General features: G+C 70.8%; 13 protein-coding genes. 1 reads left to right on the plus strand and 12 read right to left on the minus strand.

The window, feature by feature from the left end; all coding sequences use genetic code 11:
• Window positions 1–52: 52 nt before the first annotated feature.
• The 11 genes from pyk to hisI all read right to left on the minus strand — a co-directional run bounded on the left by pyk (window position 53) and on the right by hisI (window position 15,317).
• Entirely contained in the window at window positions 53–1,546 is a 1,494-nt protein-coding gene (gene pyk, locus AC792_RS09265; RefSeq protein ID WP_049830246.1) for a pyruvate kinase, read from the minus strand.
• A gap of 48 nt (window positions 1,547–1,594) precedes the next feature.
• On the minus strand, window positions 1,595–3,052 hold the full coding sequence (locus tag AC792_RS09270; RefSeq protein ID WP_049830247.1) for a glutamate synthase subunit beta: 1,458 nt from the start codon (window positions 3,050–3,052) through the stop codon (window positions 1,595–1,597).
• On the minus strand, window positions 3,045–7,655 hold the full coding sequence (gene gltB / locus AC792_RS09275) for a glutamate synthase large subunit (protein ID WP_049830248.1): 4,611 nt from the start codon (window positions 7,653–7,655) through the stop codon (window positions 3,045–3,047). Before gltB ends, AC792_RS09270 begins: the two co-directional genes overlap by 8 nt.
• A 359-nt stretch (window positions 7,656–8,014) precedes the next feature.
• On the minus strand, window positions 8,015–9,046 hold the full coding sequence (lgt, locus tag AC792_RS09280) for a prolipoprotein diacylglyceryl transferase (RefSeq protein ID WP_082177615.1): 1,032 nt from the start codon (window positions 9,044–9,046) through the stop codon (window positions 8,015–8,017).
• Window positions 9,043–9,879, minus strand: a complete 837-nt coding sequence (gene trpA / locus AC792_RS09285; RefSeq protein ID WP_049830249.1) for a tryptophan synthase subunit alpha — start codon at window positions 9,877–9,879, stop codon at window positions 9,043–9,045. The genes lgt and trpA overlap by 4 nt, the downstream gene beginning before the upstream one ends.
• The gene (gene trpB, locus AC792_RS09290) at window positions 9,876–11,234 is read right to left on the minus strand and encodes a tryptophan synthase subunit beta (RefSeq protein WP_082177616.1); all 1,359 of its coding nucleotides are present in this window, start codon (window positions 11,232–11,234) and stop codon (window positions 9,876–9,878) included. The genes trpA and trpB overlap by 4 nt, the downstream gene beginning before the upstream one ends.
• Window positions 11,235–11,318: 84 nt before the next feature.
• Window positions 11,319–12,146, minus strand: coding sequence for an indole-3-glycerol phosphate synthase TrpC (gene trpC / locus AC792_RS09295; RefSeq protein ID WP_049830250.1), 828 nt, complete (start codon window positions 12,144–12,146; stop codon window positions 11,319–11,321).
• The gene (locus AC792_RS09300) at window positions 12,147–12,395 is read right to left on the minus strand and encodes an HGxxPAAW family protein (RefSeq protein WP_049830312.1); all 249 of its coding nucleotides are present in this window, start codon (window positions 12,393–12,395) and stop codon (window positions 12,147–12,149) included.
• Between the two features lie 158 nt (window positions 12,396–12,553).
• Complete coding sequence (locus tag AC792_RS09305; RefSeq protein ID WP_049830251.1) at window positions 12,554–13,327, minus strand: Trp biosynthesis-associated membrane protein; 774 nt, start codon at window positions 13,325–13,327, stop codon at window positions 12,554–12,556.
• A complete protein-coding gene (locus AC792_RS09310) occupies window positions 13,324–14,877 on the minus strand; it encodes an anthranilate synthase component I (protein WP_049830252.1) in 1,554 nt (517 codons plus the stop codon). The genes AC792_RS09305 and AC792_RS09310 overlap by 4 nt, the downstream gene beginning before the upstream one ends.
• A 2-nt stretch (window positions 14,878–14,879) precedes the next feature.
• A complete protein-coding gene (gene hisI / locus AC792_RS09315) occupies window positions 14,880–15,317 on the minus strand; it encodes a phosphoribosyl-AMP cyclohydrolase (RefSeq protein ID WP_049830253.1) in 438 nt (145 codons plus the stop codon).
• An 81-nt stretch (window positions 15,318–15,398) separates the two neighbouring features.
• On the opposite strand from hisI, the gene AC792_RS09320 reads away from it, so the two are divergent.
• Window positions 15,399–16,043, plus strand: a complete 645-nt coding sequence (locus tag AC792_RS09320) for a TIGR03085 family metal-binding protein (RefSeq protein WP_049830254.1) — start codon at window positions 15,399–15,401, stop codon at window positions 16,041–16,043.
• Between the two features lie 42 nt (window positions 16,044–16,085).
• Here AC792_RS09320 and hisF read toward each other — a convergent pair whose 3' ends face one another.
• Window positions 16,086–16,856 carry an imidazole glycerol phosphate synthase subunit HisF gene (gene hisF, locus AC792_RS09325; RefSeq protein WP_049830255.1) on the minus strand — a complete coding sequence of 257 codons (771 nt, stop codon included), beginning with the start codon at window positions 16,854–16,856 and terminating at the stop codon, window positions 16,086–16,088.
• Window positions 16,857–16,864: the final 8 nt, after the last annotated feature.

Below are 16,864 nucleotides of genomic sequence, written 5' to 3' on the forward strand. Positions count from 1 at the left end.
AGAGGACCCCCACCCGATCTGGGTGGGGGTCCTCTCGTCTGACGGACCTGCTCTACTTCTTGGTCTTCAGCGGCCAGGGACCGACGTTCTCCTTGATGTAGGAGGTGTGACCGTCGGGCAGCTGACCGGCGTCGGTGATGTCACCGACGCGGTGCACCTTGATGGAGTTCGTCGAACCGGCCTGTCCGGGAGGGGACCCGGCAGCGATCACCACGAGGTCGTCCACCTCCACGAGACCCTGCTCGAAGAGCACCTTGTCCACCTGCGAGGTCATCTCGTCGGTGTGCTTCACGAACTCCACCAGGCGGGGCTGGACCCCCCAGAAGAGCGACATGGTGTTCAGCGTGGACTGCACGGGCGTGAAGGCGAAGACAGGCTTCTTGGGCCGGAGCCTGGAGAGACGGCGCGCCGAGTCACCGGACTGCGTGAAGGTGCAGATGTACTTGGCGTCGAGCTGGTCGGAGATCTCGACGGCGGCGCGCGTGATGGCACCACCTCGCGTTTTCGGCTTGCTCCCGAGGGCGGGGACGCGTTCCATACCGTGCAGTTCCGTGGACTCGATGATGTCCGCCATGGTGCGGACCGTCTCCATCGGGTACTTCCCCACGCTCGTCTCGCCCGAGAGCATCACGGCGTCCGCCCCGTCGAGGACGGCGTTGGCGCAGTCGGAGGCCTCGGCGCGGGTGGGCCGTGGGCTGTCGATCATGGACTCGAGGACCTGCGTGGCCACGATGACGGGCTTGGCCCAGCGGCGGGCGAGCTCGACGGCACGCTTCTGCACGATCGGGACGTCCTGCAGGGGGAGCTCGACGCCGAGATCGCCGCGGGCCACCATGATGGCGTCGAAGGCGTCGATGATCTCCTCGAGCGCATCGACGGCCTGCGGCTTCTCGATCTTGGCGATCACGGGAACGCGGCGGCCCTCCTCGTCCATGATCTCGTGGACGCGCACCACGTCCGAGGCGTCACGGACGAAGGACAGCGCGACCATGTCCACGCCGAGCTGGATGGCCCAGCGGAGATCGGCCTCGTCCTTCTCGCTCATCGCCGGGATGTTCACCGCGACACCGGGCAGGTTGATGCCCTTGTTGTTCGAGATGGTGCCACCCACCACCACCTCGGTGACGACCTTGACGTCATCCACCTCGGTGGCCCGCAGTGCGACCTTGCCGTCGTCGATCAGGAGCAGGTCCCCCACCCGGACGTCCTGGGGCAGGCCCTTGAACGTGGTGGAGCAGATCTCCTGCGTACCCTCGATGTCCTCGACCGTGATGGTGAAGACGTCTCCCGGGACCAGGGCGTGCGGCCCGTCGGCGAAGCGGCCGAGGCGGATCTTGGGTCCCTGCAGATCGGCGAAGATGCCCACCGGCTTACCGAGCTCCTCCGAGGCCTGGCGCACGTTCTCGTAGGTGCTGCTGTGCACGGTGTAGTCACCGTGGCTCATGTTCATCCGGGCCACGTCCACACCCGCCTCGAGCACGGCGAGGGTGTTCTCATAGCTGGCGATTGCGGGGCCGAAGGTTGCAACGATTTTTGCGCGTCTCATGGAGCTAGCCTAGTCCTGTTCGGGTATGGGGAGATGTCGCCGGAGGGGTCAGAGGACCGCGATGGAGCGGTCGGTGGGCGCGACCGGCGCCGGGAGTTTGGTGGAACCCATCAGCCACTGGTCCACCGCTGCCGCGCACGCACGGCCCTCCGCGATGGCCCAGACGATGAGGGACTGCCCGCGGCCGGCGTCGCCGGCCGAGAAGACCCCGGGCGTGTTGGTCATGTAGTAGCCGTCGCGGGCGAGGTTCCCGCGGTCGTCGAACTCCGCCTGGACCTGCTCGGTGATACCGGCCGTCTCCGCACCGGTGAACCCGAGGGAGAGGAACACCAGATCCGCCGGGATCTCGCGCTCCGATCCGGCCTTCGGCACACGGCGACCGTCCACGAACTCGGTCTCGGCCACCGTGATCCCGCGGACGGCACCACCCTCGCCCACGAACTCCACCGTGGAGGCGAGGAAGTGACGTTCACCGCCCTCCTCGTGGGCGCTGGCGATGTCGAAGAGAGTGGGGAACGTGGGCCACGGCTGATCCGGCCTGCGCTCGGTGCTGGGCTGCTGGCCGATGGCGAGGGTGGTGACGCTCGCCGCCTTCTGCCGGTGCGCGGTGCCGAGGCAGTCCGCCCCGGTGTCCCCTCCTCCGAGGATCACCACGTGCTTGCCCTCGGCGTGGATCTGGTCCTCCACCTCCTCACCGGCCACCACGCGGTTGGCCTGGACGAGGTAGTCCATGGCGAAGTGGACGCCCGTGAGCTCACGGCCCGGGATGGGCAGGTCACGCGGCACCGTGGCCCCCGTGGCCACCACCACGGCGTCGTACCGCCGCTTGAGCTGCCCCCAGCTGATGTCCTTGCCCACGTCCACACCTGTACGGAAGCGGGTGCCCTCGGCCTTCATCTGGTCCAGGCGGCGCTCCAGGTGGATCTTCTCCATCTTGAAGTCGGGGATCCCGTAGCGGAGCAGCCCGCCCACGCGGTCGTCCCGCTCGTACACCGCCACGGTGTGACCGGTACGCGTCAGCTGCTGGGCCGCGGCGAGCCCGGCCGGGCCGGAGCCGACGACGGCGATGGTGCGCCCGGTCAGACGCTCGGGCGGGTGTGGCTCCACCCATCCCTCGTCGAACGCCTGGTCCGCGATGGAGACCTCCACCTGCTTGATGGTCACGGGGGGCTGGTTGATCCCGAGCACGCAGGAGGACTCGCACGGCGCCGGGCACAGCCTGCCCGTGAACTCGGGGAAGTTGTTGGTCGCATGCAGGCGCTCGATGGCCTCGCGGTCCTTCTCCCGGTAGGTGAGGTCGTTCCACTCGGGGATCAGGTTCCCGAGCGGGCAGCCCTGGTGGCAGAACGGCACACCGCAGTCCATGCAGCGTCCGGCCTGCGACTTCAGGACGCCCTTCTCCTGCGCCTCGTACACCTCCTTCCAGTCCATGATGCGCACCGGTACGGGCCGGCGGGGTTGCGTCTGGCGCTCGCGCACCTTCATGAATCCGCGTGGGTCAGCCACCGGTCACCTCCAGGATCTTGTTCCAGGTCTCTTCGCCGTCGGGGTCCAGCCCCTCCCGGGCGGCGGTGGTGCGGGCGTCCAGGACCGCGGCGTAGTCCCGTGGCAGCACCTTGGTGATGCGCGCGGTCGTGCCCGCGTAGTCCTCCAGCAGTTCCTCCGCCAGGGTCGATCCCGTCTCCTCGACGTGCTGGATCAGCAGCCGGCGGACGATCTCGGCGTCCTCGGCGTCGGGTTCGACGAGCAGCAGCTCACCGTTCTCCAGACTCTGCTTGTTCACGCGGGCGCGGTCCAGGTCCAGGACGAAGGCCGTCCCACCGGACATCCCGGCACCGAAGTTCCGGCCGGTGGGGCCGAGCCCCAGGGCCTGCCCGCCCGTCATGTACTCGCAGCCGTGGTCACCGATCCCCTCGGCCACCGCCGTGGCACCGGAGTTGCGGACCAGGAACCGCTCACCGACCTGACCCCGCAGGAACATCTCGCCGCTCGTGGCGCCGTACCCGATCACGTTCCCCGCGATCACGTTGCGCTCGGCGCGGAACACGTTGGCGCGGTCGGGGCGGACGATCACGCGTCCGCCGGAGAGCCCCTTGCCCACGTAGTCGTTCGAGTCGCCGAACAACCGCAGGGTGATCCCCGCCGGCAGGAAGGCGCCCAGCGACTGACCGGCCTGGCCGGTCAGCGTGACGTCGATGGTGTCCGGTGCCAGGGTTTCCAGAGCGAACGTCCGGGTGACCTCGTGCCCGAGCATGGTCCCCACCGAGCGGTCGGTGTTGACCACGTCCAGGGAGATCCGCACCGGGGAGCGGTGCTGCAGCGCGTCGGCGCTCATCTCGATGAGCTTGTTGTCGAAGTGCAGGTCCAGCTCGTGGTTCTGCTGCAGCATGTTCCGCATCGGCTCGCCCGAGTCGAACTCGTTGCCGCGCAGGATCGGGTCCAGGTCGAGGCCGTCGGCCTTCCAGTGCTCGATCGCCTCCCGCGCGTCGAGCAGCTCGCTGTGCCCGATGGCCTCCTCCAGCGTGCGGAAGCCCAGCTCGGCGAGGATCTCCCGGACCTCCTCCGCGATGAACTCGAAGAAGTTGACCACGAACTCGGGCTTGCCGGTGAACCGGCTGCGCAGCTCCGGGTTCTGCGTGGCCACACCCACGGGGCAGGTGTCCAGGTGGCACACGCGCATCATGATGCAGCCGGTGACCACGAGGGGCGCGGTGGCGAAACCGAACTCCTCCCCACCGAGCAGTGCGGCGATCACGACGTCGCGTCCGGTCTTCAGCTGACCGTCCACCTGCACCACCACGCGGTCCCGGAGACCGTTAAGCATCAGGGTCTGCTGGGTCTCGGCGAGACCCAGCTCCCACGGGATCCCGGCGTGCTTCAGGGAGTTCAGGGGGCTCGCGCCGGTGCCACCGTCATGACCGGACACCAGGACGACGTCGGCCTTGGCCTTCGTGACTCCCGCGGCGACCGTGCCGATCCCCACCTCAGAGACGAGCTTGACGTGCACCCGGGCGCGCGGGTTGGAGCGCTTGAGGTCGTAGATCAGCTGGGCGAGGTCCTCGATGGAGTAGATGTCGTGGTGCGGCGGCGGCGAGATGAGCGCCACGCCCGGCGTGGAGTGGCGGGTGCGCGCGATCCACGGGTACACCTTCTGGCTCATGAGCTGGCCGCCCTCACCGGGCTTGGCTCCCTGGGCCATCTTGATCTGGATGTCGTCGGCGTTGGTCAGGTAGAGGCTCGTGACGCCGAAGCGGCCGGAGGCCACCTGCTTGATCGAGGAGCGCCGCTCCGGGTCCATCAGGCGGTCCACGTCCTCGCCGCCCTCACCCGTGTTGGAACGTCCGCCCAGCCGGTTCATCGCGATGGCCAGCGTCTCGTGCGCCTCCTGCGAGATGGACCCGTAGCTCATGGCGCCGGTCTGGAACCGCTTCACGATCGCGGAGACGGGCTCCACCTCGTCGATGCCGATGGGCTCACGGGCGTCACCGCGCAGCTTGAGCAGACCGCGGAGCGTCATCAGCTCCCGCGACTGGTCGTCCACGCCACGGGTGTAGGCCTTGAAGATGTCGTAGCGGCGCTCGCGCGTGGCGTGCTGCAGGCGGAAGACCGTCTCGGGGTTGAAGAGGTGCGGGGGTCCTTCCCGCCGCCACTGGTACTCCCCCCCGTTGTCCAGGCCGCGGTGCGGGTCCTCGATGCCGTCCTCGGGGTAGGCGCTCTCGTGGCGTGCTGCCGTCTCCTTGGCGATCACGTCGAGACCCACGCCGCCCAGCTGGGTCTGCGTGCCGTGGAAGTACTCGTCCACCAGTTCCTGCGAGAGTCCCAGCGCCTCGAAGGTCTGGGCACCGCAGTAGGAGCTGACGGTGGAGATGCCCATCTTGGACATGATCTTCAGCACGCCCTTGCCGAGGCCCTTGATGAGGTTGGTCACGGCCTTCTCCGCCGTCACGCCGGTGATGTCCCCGTTGCGGACCAGCTCCTCGCAGCTCTCCATCGCGAGGTAGGGGTTCACCGCGGACGCCCCGTACCCGATGAGTACCGCGATGTGGTGGACCTCGCGGACGTCGCCGGCCTCCACCACGAGGGAGGTCTTCGTGCGGGTGGCGCTGCGCAGGAGGTGGTGGTGCACGGCGCTGGTCAGGAGCAGGGACGGGATGGGCGCCCACTGCGCGTTGGAGTCGCGGTCCGAGAGCACCACGTACTCCACCCCGCGGTTGAGCGCACTGGAGACCTGCTCGCAGATCTCCGCGAGCCGTGCACGGAGGGCGGCCTCGCCGCCGTCGTGCCGGTACAGCCCGCGCACACGGACCGCGAGGCGGTCGCCGTCGGCCGTCTCCACGTTGGCGATCTTGGCCAGCTCGTCGTTGGTGATCACGGGGAACTTCAGGGCGATCTGCTTCGAGCGGACCCGGCCGGTGGAGAGCAGGTTGCCGTCGGGGCCGATCGTGACGCCCATCGAGGTGACGAGCTCCTCGCGGATGGAGTCGAGCGGGGGGTTGGTCACCTGGGCGAAGGACTGCACGAAGTAGTCGAACAGGAGCCGCGGCCGCTTGGAGAGCACGGCGATCGGGGTGTCCGAGCCCATCGCGCCGAGCGGTTCCGCGGCGTTCTTCGCCATGGGGCCGAGCAGGATGCGCAGTTCCTCCTGCGTGTACCCGAAGGTGCGCTGGCGCCGGTTGATGGAGGCCTTGGTGTGGATGACGTGCTCGCGCTCCGGCAGGTCCTCGAGCTGGAGCAGGTTCTCCTTCACCCACTCACCCCACGGGTTCGCGGCGGCCACCTCGGCCTTGATCTCGCGGTCCTCGATGAGGCGCCCCTCCTCGGTGTCGACGAGGAACATCTTCCCCGGTGACACCCGGCCCTTCCGGACCACGCGGGCAGGATCGATGTCCAGCACCCCCACCTCGGAGGCCAGGACCACGAGACCGTCCTCGGTGACCCAGTACCGTGCCGGCCGCAGGCCGTTGCGGTCCAGGACAGCCCCGACGAGACGACCGTCGGTGAAGGACACCGCGGCGGGGCCGTCCCAGGGCTCCATGAGCATGGAGTGGTACTGGTAGAAGGCACGCCGCGCGGGATCCATGGTGGCGTGGTTCTCCCACGCCTCCGGGATCATCATCATGATGGCGTGGGTGATCGGGCGTCCGGAGAGGGTCAGGAGCTCGGCGACCTCGTCGAAGGACGCTGAGTCGGAGGCCCCCGGTGTGCAGATGGGGTACAGCTCCTCGGGGGAGTCCCCGAGCAGCGGGTTGGAGAGCATGGACTGCCGGGCCCGCATCCAGTTCCGGTTGCCCTTGACCGTGTTGATCTCCCCGTTGTGGGCGATGGTCCGGAAGGGCTGGGCCAGCGGCCAGGAGGGGAACGTGTTGGTGGAGAAGCGCGAGTGGACGATCCCGAGGCGCGTCTTGAAACGTTCGTCGGACAGGTCCGGGTAGAAGGGCTCGAGCTGGGCCGTGGTCACCATGCCCTTGTAGACGATGGTCCTCGAGGACAGCGAGGGGAAGTACACGCCGTACTTGTTCTGGGCGCGCTTGCGCACCCGGAACGCCTTCGCGTCGAGGTCCGCCGGGTCGCCGTCGGTCGGGGCGAGGAAGAGCTGCACGAAGTGCGGCATGCAGGAGCGGGCCATGGCACCCACGAGATCGGCGACGATCGGCACCACGCGCCAGCCGAGCACCCGGAGCCCCTCCGCCTCCGCGAGGGACTCGAGGCCGGTGCGGGCCGTCTCCTCCTCCTTGGCCTCGGCGGGCAGGAACGCCGTCCCCACCACGTACGACCCTGCCGGCGGGAGGTCGAACCCCACGACGGCGCGGAAGAACTCGTCGGGGATCTGCGTGAGCAGGCCCGCGCCGTCGCCCGTGCCCTCGTCGGCGCCCACGGCGCCGCGGTGCTCGAGGTTGCGCAGCGCCGTGAGGGCGGCGTCCACGATGTCGTGCCCCGGTTCGCCGCGGAGGGTGGCGATGACGGCGAGGCCGCAGGCGTCCTTCTCGTTCTCCGGGTCGTAGAGACCCTGGGCGGCGGGGAGCGCCGCGAAACGGCTGAAGGGCGATTCCGCGACCGGCGTCGTGCCGTTGTCTGCTGCGGCGGATGTGCCCGATGTGAAAGCATTCATAGAAAGGATCCTTCCCCCATGATGGAGCGTCGGGAGGGGACGGCCTCGGCCCCGTGGGTCCCGCACGGGCGGGAGCAGTACGTCTGTCACGAACACGTCCGCCGGCGGGCCCCACCCGGCGCCTGTCGGCGGGAAGGAGCCCTGGTCGTGCTGTACCGGGCGGAAGCGGTGGCGGTGCGGGCTCGGACGGTGATCCAGCCGTTGCACCAGGGGCCCACGACTGTGTGGTCCGGAGTTCCCGACGAGCGGTGGCCCGGGGACTACGGGAACGGATGTCCTCGGGAACACGCGGTTCCACGCGACGCCCCGGACGGCATGCTGCTACCCGGGACCCGTTTGTTTCCGAAAGATTACCACGATCACTTCGCGGGTTTTCCCCGGTCCTCCACCGCTCGATCACCCGTGACCGGAGCGGTGTCCGGGGCTGCAGCTCCCCCGGTTCCCGGAGGCATCAGCCCCTCCCCGGTGGCGGTGGGCACCGGCTGCTGCGCGCCGTCCGTGACGGCGCCGGTCTCCTGCGGTTCGCGACCCGGCAGGTACACGGAGGCGGGGACCTCGCGTCCGCGCCGGACGGCGAGCATCACGAGGATCCCCAGCGAGATCAGGAACACCACGATGCTGGTCCACACGTTCAGGCGCTGCGTGACGCCGAAGAAGGTGACCAGCTCGGCGTCGTCGATCCGGAGGGTCTCGATCCAGACCCGGCCGAGGGTGTAGTAGGCGGCGTAGAGCCAGAACATCCGCCCTCCGCGCAGGCGGAACCTGCGTGCCAGCAGCAGGAGCAGCGCGACCCCGGCGAGGTTCCAGAGGAGTTCGTAGAGGAACGTGGGGTGGAAGAGCGTGCCCGGTTCCTGCGTCCGCGGGAAGTTGGGGCTCGACGCGTCGATCTCGAGGCCCCACGGGAGATCGGTGGGGGCGCCGAAGAGCTCCTGGTTGAACCAGTTGCCGAGCCGCCCGATGGCCTGGGCCAGGAGGATGCCCGGTGCGGCGGCGTCCGCGAAGGCCGAGAGCCGCACACCGGCCCGGCGCGCCCCGATCCACGCACCCACGGCCCCGAGGGCGATCGCACCCCAGATCCCCAGGCCGCCCAGCCAGATCATGGGGATGCGGCTCAGGTCCCCCTGCGGCCCGAAGTACGCCTCGGGCGAGGAGACCACGTGGTAGAGCCGGCCGCCGATGATGCCGAAGGGGACCGCCCAGATGGCGATGTCCCAGATGGTCTCCGCGCGCCCGCCGGAGGCGACGAAGCGCTTCTGGGTGACGAGCAGCGCCAGGACGATGCCGATGAGGATGAACAGGGCGTAGGCGTGCAGGGTGACCGGGCCGAGGGACAGGCTGGCCCACTCGGCGGGCGGGCTCGGGATCGAGGCCGCGAACCGGATGCTGTTCACGCGGCGGTCCTCGGCGTACCGGTGCTGAGCTCACGCGTGAGCTCGGCCACCGCCGGGACACCGCCGTCCCGCAGGGCCGCCACGAGGGCCGTCCCCACGATCACGCCGTCGGCGTAGGCGCCGATCTCCCGCACCTGGGCGGAGGAGGAGACCCCGAGACCCACGCAGACGCGGTCCGCGCCAGCCCCGTGGGCGGCGTCCACCACGGCCTGCGCGGCGGCTCCCACCGAGGTGCGGGCACCGGTCACCCCCATCACGGAGACGGCGTACACGAAGCCGCGGCTCGCCTCCACCGTGGTCTGCATGCGCTTCTGCGAGGTGGACGGCGCCACGAGGAACACGCGGTCCAGTCCGAACTCCTCGGGGGCCTCGAGCCACTCGGCGGCCTCGTCGGGCACCAGGTCCGGGGTGATGAGACCGGCACCGCCTGCGGCGGCCAGGCGCTCGGCGAACGCGCGCACGCCCATCCGCATCACGGGGTTCCAGTAGGTCATCACGAGCACCGCGGCATCCGTGCGCCGGGTGATCCCCTCGACCACCTCGAAGATCTGTGGCACGGTGAAGCCCTGTGCCAGGGCCTCCACCGTGGCCTCCTGGATCACGTGGCCGTCCATCACGGGGTCGGAGTACGGGATCCCGATCTCGATCAGGTCCGCCCCGTTCTCGGCCAGGGCGATCCCGGCCTCGATGCTCGTCGGCACGTCCGGGAAACCCGCGGGCAGGTACCCGATGAGCGCCGTGCGGCCCTCGCCGCGGGCCTTCTCGATCGCCGCGGCGGCCTTGGAACCGCTGCTGCCGGATGTCGTGTCCGGGCTGCTGGGCTGCGTCGTCACAGCTGCTCCCCCTCCTCGGCAATCTCCTGCTCGGCGCTGTCGTCCGGCAGGAGGTCGAAGTATCCTGCGGCAGTGGCCACGTCCTTGTCGCCGCGGCCGGACAGGCTCACGATGACCACCCTGTCGCTCGGGCGCTCGTCCGGGCCGAGATCCGCGGCGAGGCGCCGGCCGATCTTCATGGCACCGGCGAGGGCGTGCGCGGTCTCGATCGCGGGGATGATCCCCTCGCTGCGGCTGAGCACCTTGAAGGCCTCCATCGCCTCGGCGTCGGTGATCGGCTCGTAGTGGGCCCGCCCGATGTCGGCGAGGTACGCGTGCTCCGGTCCGACGCCGGGGTAGTCGAGCCCCGCGGAGATGGAGTGGGACTCCATGGTCTGGCCGTCCTCGTCCTGCATGAGGTAGGAGCGCGCCCCGTGCAGCACGCCGGGACGCCCGAGCGTGATGGTGGCCGCGTGCCTCCCGGTCTCCACCCCCTCACCCCCGGCCTCGAACCCGTACAGCGCCACCGAGGGATCATCGAGGAAGCCGTGGAAGATCCCGATCGCGTTCGAGCCGCCGCCCACGCAGGCGCACACCGCGTCGGGGAGCCTGCCCGTCTGCTCGAGGATCTGCTCGCGGGCCTCCTCACCGATCACCTCGTGGAAGAAGCGCACCATCGCGGGGAAGGGGTGGGCGCCCGCCGCGGTACCGAGGAGGTAGTGCGTGGTGTCCACGTTGGCCACCCAGTCCCGCAGGGCGTCGTTGATGGCGTCCTTCAGGGTCTGGGACCCGTTGGTCACCGGGATCACGGTGGCGCCGAGGAGCTGCATCCGTGCCACGTTCAGCGCCTGCCGCCGCGTGTCCTCCGCGCCCATGTAGACCACGCACTCGAGGTCGAGCAGCGCGGCGGCCGTGGCGCTGGCGACGCCGTGCTGACCCGCGCCGGTCTCGGCGATGATGCGCGTCTTGCCCATGCGCTTGGCGAGCAGCGCCTGGCCGAGCACGTTGTTGATCTTGTGCGAGCCCGTGTGGTTCAGGTCCTCGCGCTTGAGGAACACCCGGACCCCGCCGCAGTGCTCGGCGAAGCTCTTCGCTTCGGTGAGCAGCGACGGCCGGCCGGCGTAGTTCCTGTTGAGCTCCGCGATCTGCGCGGTGAACTCGGGATCCGCCCTGGCCTGCTCGAAGGTCTCCTGCAGCTCGTCGATCGCCGCGATGAGGGATTCGGGCATCCAGCGGCCGCCGTAGGACCCGAAGTAGGGTCCGGGCGCGTTCCGCAGACTCCGGTCGTGGCTGAGGAAGGCCTCGGCCGCTCCGTCCCCGATGGGGTCCGGGGTCCCGGTGCCGTCCGGACCGGTGCCCTGGTGCGTGTCAGTCATGACTTCGACGATCCTCTTCTGTTGTCCTGCCCGGGCGGTGATACCGCCGGGTCGTGCCTCCGGCCCCGCACGACGTCGGGGCGGTCAGCCGTGTGCGGGGGCGTCGGCGTGGTCCCACGCCGCCCGCCCCACGGTCCGGAACTCCGCGATGGTGGCGGCGGGGTCCCGGTGGCGTACCAGTGCCTCTCCCACGAGGACGGCCTGGGCACCGTTCCCCGCGTAGTCCGCCACGTCGGTGGCGTCCCGGACCCCCGACTCGGCGATCACCACGGTCCCAGCCGGGATCAGGCCGGCGAGGGGGGCGAACACCCCGCGGTCGATCTCGAGGGTCTTCAGGTTGCGGACGTTGACCCCGATGATCCGCGCACCCACCGCCACCGCGCGCTCCACCTCACCCGCGGTGTGCGTCTCCACGATGGCGTTCATGCCCAGTTCATGGGTCAACGCGAGGAAGGAGGACAGCTCGGCGTCGGTGAGCGCCGCGACGATCAGCAGGACGACGTCGGCACCGTGGGCCCTCGCCTCCCAGATCTGGTACGCGTCGACCGTGAAGTCCTTGCGCAGGACCGGGACGCCCACGGCGGCACGGACGGCGTCGAGGGCGGCGGGGGAACCGCCGACCCGCCGTTCCTCCGTGAGGACGGAGATCACGGCGGCACCGCCGGCCGCGTACGCTCCCGCGAGGTCCGCCGGGTCCGCGATGTCGGCCAGCGGTCCCTTGGACGGGCTGCTGCGCTTGACCTCGGCGATGACCGCCAGGGATCCCGGTGCTCCCGCCCCGAGGGCCGAGAAGGCGTCCAGGGGTGCCACCGCGGCGAGCGCCGCGGCCCGCACGTCCTCGAGGGGCACCTGCTGGCGGCGTTCCGCGAGGTCCTCGCGTACGCCGGCGATGATGTCGTCGAGGACCGTCATCTAGTGACCGTGGCTCTTCAGCTTGGAGCCGCCCACCCCGTAGCCGAGCTTGCGCATCACGCCCCCGATGATCAGCCCCACGAACATCACGGCGATCCCGGCCCAGAAGAGCAGCGTGCCGAGGTCGTGGTTGCCCTCGGTGCTGGCGAGGATGTAGGCGAACGAGGCGACGGCGGCACCGGCGAGCATGACGAGCACGCACGTCCAGGCCGCAGGGCTGTTGCCGTGGCCGATCGTCTCGTCACCCATCCGGGCGTGGGACTCGGCGGCGTTGCGGTGCGGGGAGTTGCGGGTCTCTGCGGCCATGGGGGATCTCCTTCGAACGGGTTCGGACCTATTCTGCCATTGATGGTGCGGACCGGCCGAACGGTATCGCCGCGGGTGGTCGGGGTGGGACGGGGATCCCGTCAGGTCGGGTCGTTGCCCCGCGACAGCTCGTCCCAGCTGTCGATCTCCCGGGCGTGCGTGCTCCCCCCGGTGCGCCTCGACGGCCGCCGGCCGGGCCGGCCGGCATCGCCCTGGACGCCGCCCGGGCCCGCGGCCCCCGCCGCGTCGACCGGTGTACCGTCATCCTCCGGCCCCGCACCCGGCGCCACGGCGCGGGTGGGCGGGGGTGGTGCTCCGGGCGGCAGGCCTCCGGGGGCGGCAGCACCCGGGCGGGCCGCCCCGGCGGCGTACTCCCGGTTCACCCGCCACGTCCTCCCGGCGAGGACCACCCACACCGCGGCGGCGACGAGCAGCACTCCTCCGAGGGTCGCGATCCAGGGCATCACGGTGGCGTCGGTCCGGGCACCCTCCACCCCGCTCACCCCGATCGCCGCTCCGACGGCCGGCCCGGCTGCGGAGGCGGGATCGAGCGCCACACCCGCCGCGGTCACGGCGATCCCCGCTCCGGAGAGGACGAGGAGGACGGTGATCACCCAGCGGGCGGCGCGCCCGGCGATGGAGACGGCGAGCGCCGCGGCGAGCGCCACGAGGGCGAACGCCGTCACCGGGGTCGCCGCGTCGCTCCCGGCGATCCGCAGATCGGGGGTGAGCACGGCGTCCTGCGGCAGGCCCACCGTCCCCCAGGTCTGGGCGCTGGAGACGAAGACGAGCAGCGCCAGGGCCACGATGCCGAGCACCACGACTCCCCTGCGGGCGAGCCGGCCCGGCGGCGGCTGCTGCAGCGCGGCGCTCACGATCGGTCCGCCGTTGCGTCGCGCAGGGCCGAGGCGGCCAGCGCGGCCCGCAGGGGAGCCGCCGCCTTGTTCACGGTCTCAAGGGCCTCCGCCTCGAGCACGGAGTCCGCCACGATCCCGCCGCCCGCCTGCACGTAGGCACGTCCGTCGCGGAGCAGCGCCGAGCGGATGGCGATCGCCATGTCCATGTCACCGGCGAAGTCGAGGTACCCCACCACTCCCCCGTAGATGCCCCGGCGGTGGGGTTCCACCTCGTCGATGAGGCGCAGCGCCCGGGGCTTCGGGGCGCCGGAGAGGGTGCCGGCGGGGAAGGTGGCCGCGAGGACGTCGTAGGCGGTGCGGCCCGGGGAGAGCCTGCCCACCACGGTGGAGACCAGGTGCATGATGTGGCTGAACTTCTCCACCTCCATGAACTGGGTGACGTCCACGCTGCCGGGGGCGCACACCTTCGAGAGGTCGTTCCGGGCGAGGTCCACCAGCATGAGGTGCTCGGCCTTCTCCTTGAGGTCCCCGCGCAGTTCCACGGCGAGGTCGCGGTCCTCCTCCGTGGTCCTGCCGCGGGGCCTGGACCCTGCGATCGGGTGCGTGATCACCTCGTCCCCGGTGACGGTGACGAGGGCCTCGGGGGAGCTGCCCACGATCGAGTAGGCGTTGCCGTCGGCGTCCTCCAGGCTGAAGAGGTACATGTAGGGGCTCGGGTTGGTGGTGCGCAGGATCCGGTAGACGTCCAGTGCGGAGGCATCGCAGTCGAGCTCGAAGCGGCGGCTGATCACCACCTGGAACACCTCGCCGTCCACGATGGCCCGCTTGCCCCGCTCGATCGCCCGGAGGTACTCGGGTTCGAACCACGACTCCCGCACCCTGCCCATGGACTCCTCGGCGTCCGGGGCGCCACCGTCCAGCACGGACACGGGCAGCTCGGCCGGTGCCACCACCTTGTCGAGCATCGCCCGCACACGGGCCACGGCGTCGTGCCAGGCCTCGTCCACGCGCTCGTCGGTGTCGTCGAAGTTGACGGCGTTGGCCACGAGGGTGAGCGAGCCCTCCGAGTTGTCGTGGACGGCGAGGTCCGAGACCAGGCACATCGCGAGTTCCGGGAGCAGCAGGTCGTCCTCCGGGGGGCTCGTGAGCCGTTCCCAGTGCCGCACCGCCTCCCAGCCGACGAATCCCACCATGCCGGAGGTGAAGGGCGGCAGTTCCTCGAACCGGTCGGTGCGCAGCGCCTCGACGGTCAGGCGCAGCGCCTCGACGGGGTCACCGTCCACCGGTACGCCTGCGGGCGGCTCGCCGAGCCAGTGGGCCTGCCCGTCGCGGGTGGTGAGGGTGGCGCGCGAGTGCGCACCGATGAAGGAGTACCGCGACCACACCCCGCCCACCGCGGCCGATTCCATGAGGAAGGTGCCCGGTTGCCCCGCGGCGAGCTTCCGGTACACGCCGATGGGGGTGAGGGCGTCGGCGAGGACCTTCAGGTGCACGGGCACCACGCGGCGGCTGCGCGCGAGGACCCGGAACTCCTCGAGGGTGGGGCTGACGGTACCGAGCTGCTGCATGGTCAGCGTCCTTCCGCGGCGGTCGGGGCGGCGGTGACCACGGGCAGTGCCCGCCCGTCGAAGCACGTGCGGGTGCCCGTGTGGCAGGCCGCGCCCTCCTGGTCCACGGAGACGAGCAGGGCGTCGCCGTCGCAGTCCAGTGCCACGGCCCTGACCCACTGGCGGTGACCCGAGGTGTCCCCCTTGCGCCAGTACTCGGAGCGGGAGCGGGACCAGAAGGTGACGCGCCCGCTGCTCAGGGTGCGGCGCAGCGCCTCCTCGTCCATCCAGCCCAGCATGAGCACCTCGAGGGTGTCGTGCTGCTGGACGACGGCGGCCACCAGACCGGCGTCGTCCTTCCTGAGCGCTGCGGCGATCGCCGGGTCGAGGGCGTACGGCGCTTCGGTGGCTGCAGTGGGACTTTCGGCGGGGGGCCCCGAGGGGGAGGTGAGGGTTGACATCGCCTCCGATTCTAGTGCCGCGCACGATCCGCGCGGGCGCACCTGCCGCCTCCACATCGGGGCGTGCTAGTTTCTGCTGGTATGCGCTACATGAACCCGTCCCGTGAGGTCCTGGCCGAAACGCTCCTGGCAGCCGGCCCCGATGCGCCTACGCTCTGCGAGGGGTGGCGGACACGCGACCTGGCGGCGCACCTGTACCTCCGCGAGCACCGGCCGGCGCTCGGGGTGGGCATGGTGGTCAAGCAGCTCGCCGGTGTCACCGAGCGGGCCACCCGGGAGACCGCGGAGCGCGCAGCATCACCCGCCGCCTACGAGGCGCTCGTCGAGCGGTTCCTCGCCGGCCCCCCGGCCCTGTCACCGATGCGGATCGGCCCGGTCGACAGGACCGCCAATCTGATCGAGTACTTCGTGCACACCGAGGACGTCCGCCGCGCCACCACGCGCTGGGCACCCCGTGCGCTCGACGAGGACTACGCGGACGCCCTCTGGGAGGACCTCGTCAAGCGTGCCGCGCTCCTGTACCGCGGGGTGGATCTGGGAATCGTGCTGGTCCGCCCGGGCGGACCCCGGCATGTGGCCAAGCGCGCCCCGGTGTCCGTGGCCATCGTGGGCGAGCCGGGCGAGCTGCTGATGCACGCCCACGGACGCACGGAGCAGGCCCTGGTGACGTTCGAGGGGCAACCCGACGCGGTCGCGCTGCTCGAGAGCGCCGACGTCGGCCCCTGACCGGCAGCTCGACCCGCGGCCGGCCGGAGATCGGACGGGTGTTCAGCGGACGGGGAAACCCGCGTCCCGGATGGCCGCCTTGACCTGCGCGATGGCGTCCACGGGACCGAAGTGGAACACGGAGGCGGCCAGGACGGCGTCCGCTCCGGCGGCCACGGCGGGTGGGAAGTGCTCGGGACTCCCGGCGCCGCCCGAGGCGATCAGCGGCACGCCCACGGCGGCACGCACCGCGCGGATGAGTTCGACGTCGAACCCGGCCTTCGTCCCGTCGGCGTCGATGGAGTTCAGCAGGATCTCGCCGACACCCCGCTCGGCGGCCTCCCTCGCCCAGGCCACGGCGTCGATCCCCGTGCCCTTGCGGCCACCGTAGGTGGTGACCTCGAAGCCCGAGGGCGTGCTGGCGTCGCGGGTACGGCGTGCGTCGAGGGACAGCACCAGCACCTGCGCGCCGAAGTGCCGGGTGATCTCGTCGATCACGCCGGGCCGGGCCACGGCGGCCGTGTTGATCGAGGCCTTGTCCGCACCGGAGCGCAGCAGGCGGTCCACGTCGGAGATCTCGCGGACCCCGCCGCCCACGGTGAGCGGGATGAAGACCTCCTCCGCGGTGCGGGCGACGACGTCGAAGGTGGTCCCCCGGTTCCCGGAGGACGCCGTGACGTCGAGGAACGTGAGCTCGTCCGCCCCGGCGCGGTCGTAGCGGTGCGCGAGCTCCACCGGGTCCCCGGCATCGCGCAGGTCCTCGAAGTTCACGCCCTTGACCACACGCCCGGCGTCGACGTCGAGGCACGGGATCACGCGGATCGCGACGCTCACGGTTGCCC

It is taken from the genome of Arthrobacter sp. RIT-PI-e (assembly GCF_001187915.1).
Lineage (GTDB): Bacteria > Actinomycetota > Actinomycetes > Actinomycetales > Micrococcaceae > Arthrobacter_D.

Bases quoted from the DNA above. Each gene is read 5' to 3' on its own strand.
- pyk (WP_049830246.1), bottom strand. From the start codon at position 1,546: ATGAGACGCGCAAAAATCGTTGCAACCTTCGGCCCCGCAATCGCCAGC.
- AC792_RS09300 (WP_049830312.1), bottom strand. From the start codon at position 12,395: ATGGGTGACGAGACGATCGGCCACGGCAACAGCCCTGCGGCCTGGACG.
- AC792_RS09320 (WP_049830254.1), top strand. From the start codon at position 15,399: ATGCGCTACATGAACCCGTCCCGTGAGGTCCTGGCCGAAACGCTCCTG.
- AC792_RS09310 (WP_049830252.1), bottom strand. From the start codon at position 14,877: ATGCAGCAGCTCGGTACCGTCAGCCCCACCCTCGAGGAGTTCCGGGTC.
- trpB (WP_082177616.1), bottom strand. From the start codon at position 11,234: ATGACTGACACGCACCAGGGCACCGGTCCGGACGGCACCGGGACCCCG.
- hisI (WP_049830253.1), bottom strand. From the start codon at position 15,317: ATGTCAACCCTCACCTCCCCCTCGGGGCCCCCCGCCGAAAGTCCCACT.
- gltB (WP_049830248.1), bottom strand. From the start codon at position 7,655: ATGAATGCTTTCACATCGGGCACATCCGCCGCAGCAGACAACGGCACG.
- trpC (WP_049830250.1), bottom strand. From the start codon at position 12,146: ATGACGGTCCTCGACGACATCATCGCCGGCGTACGCGAGGACCTCGCG.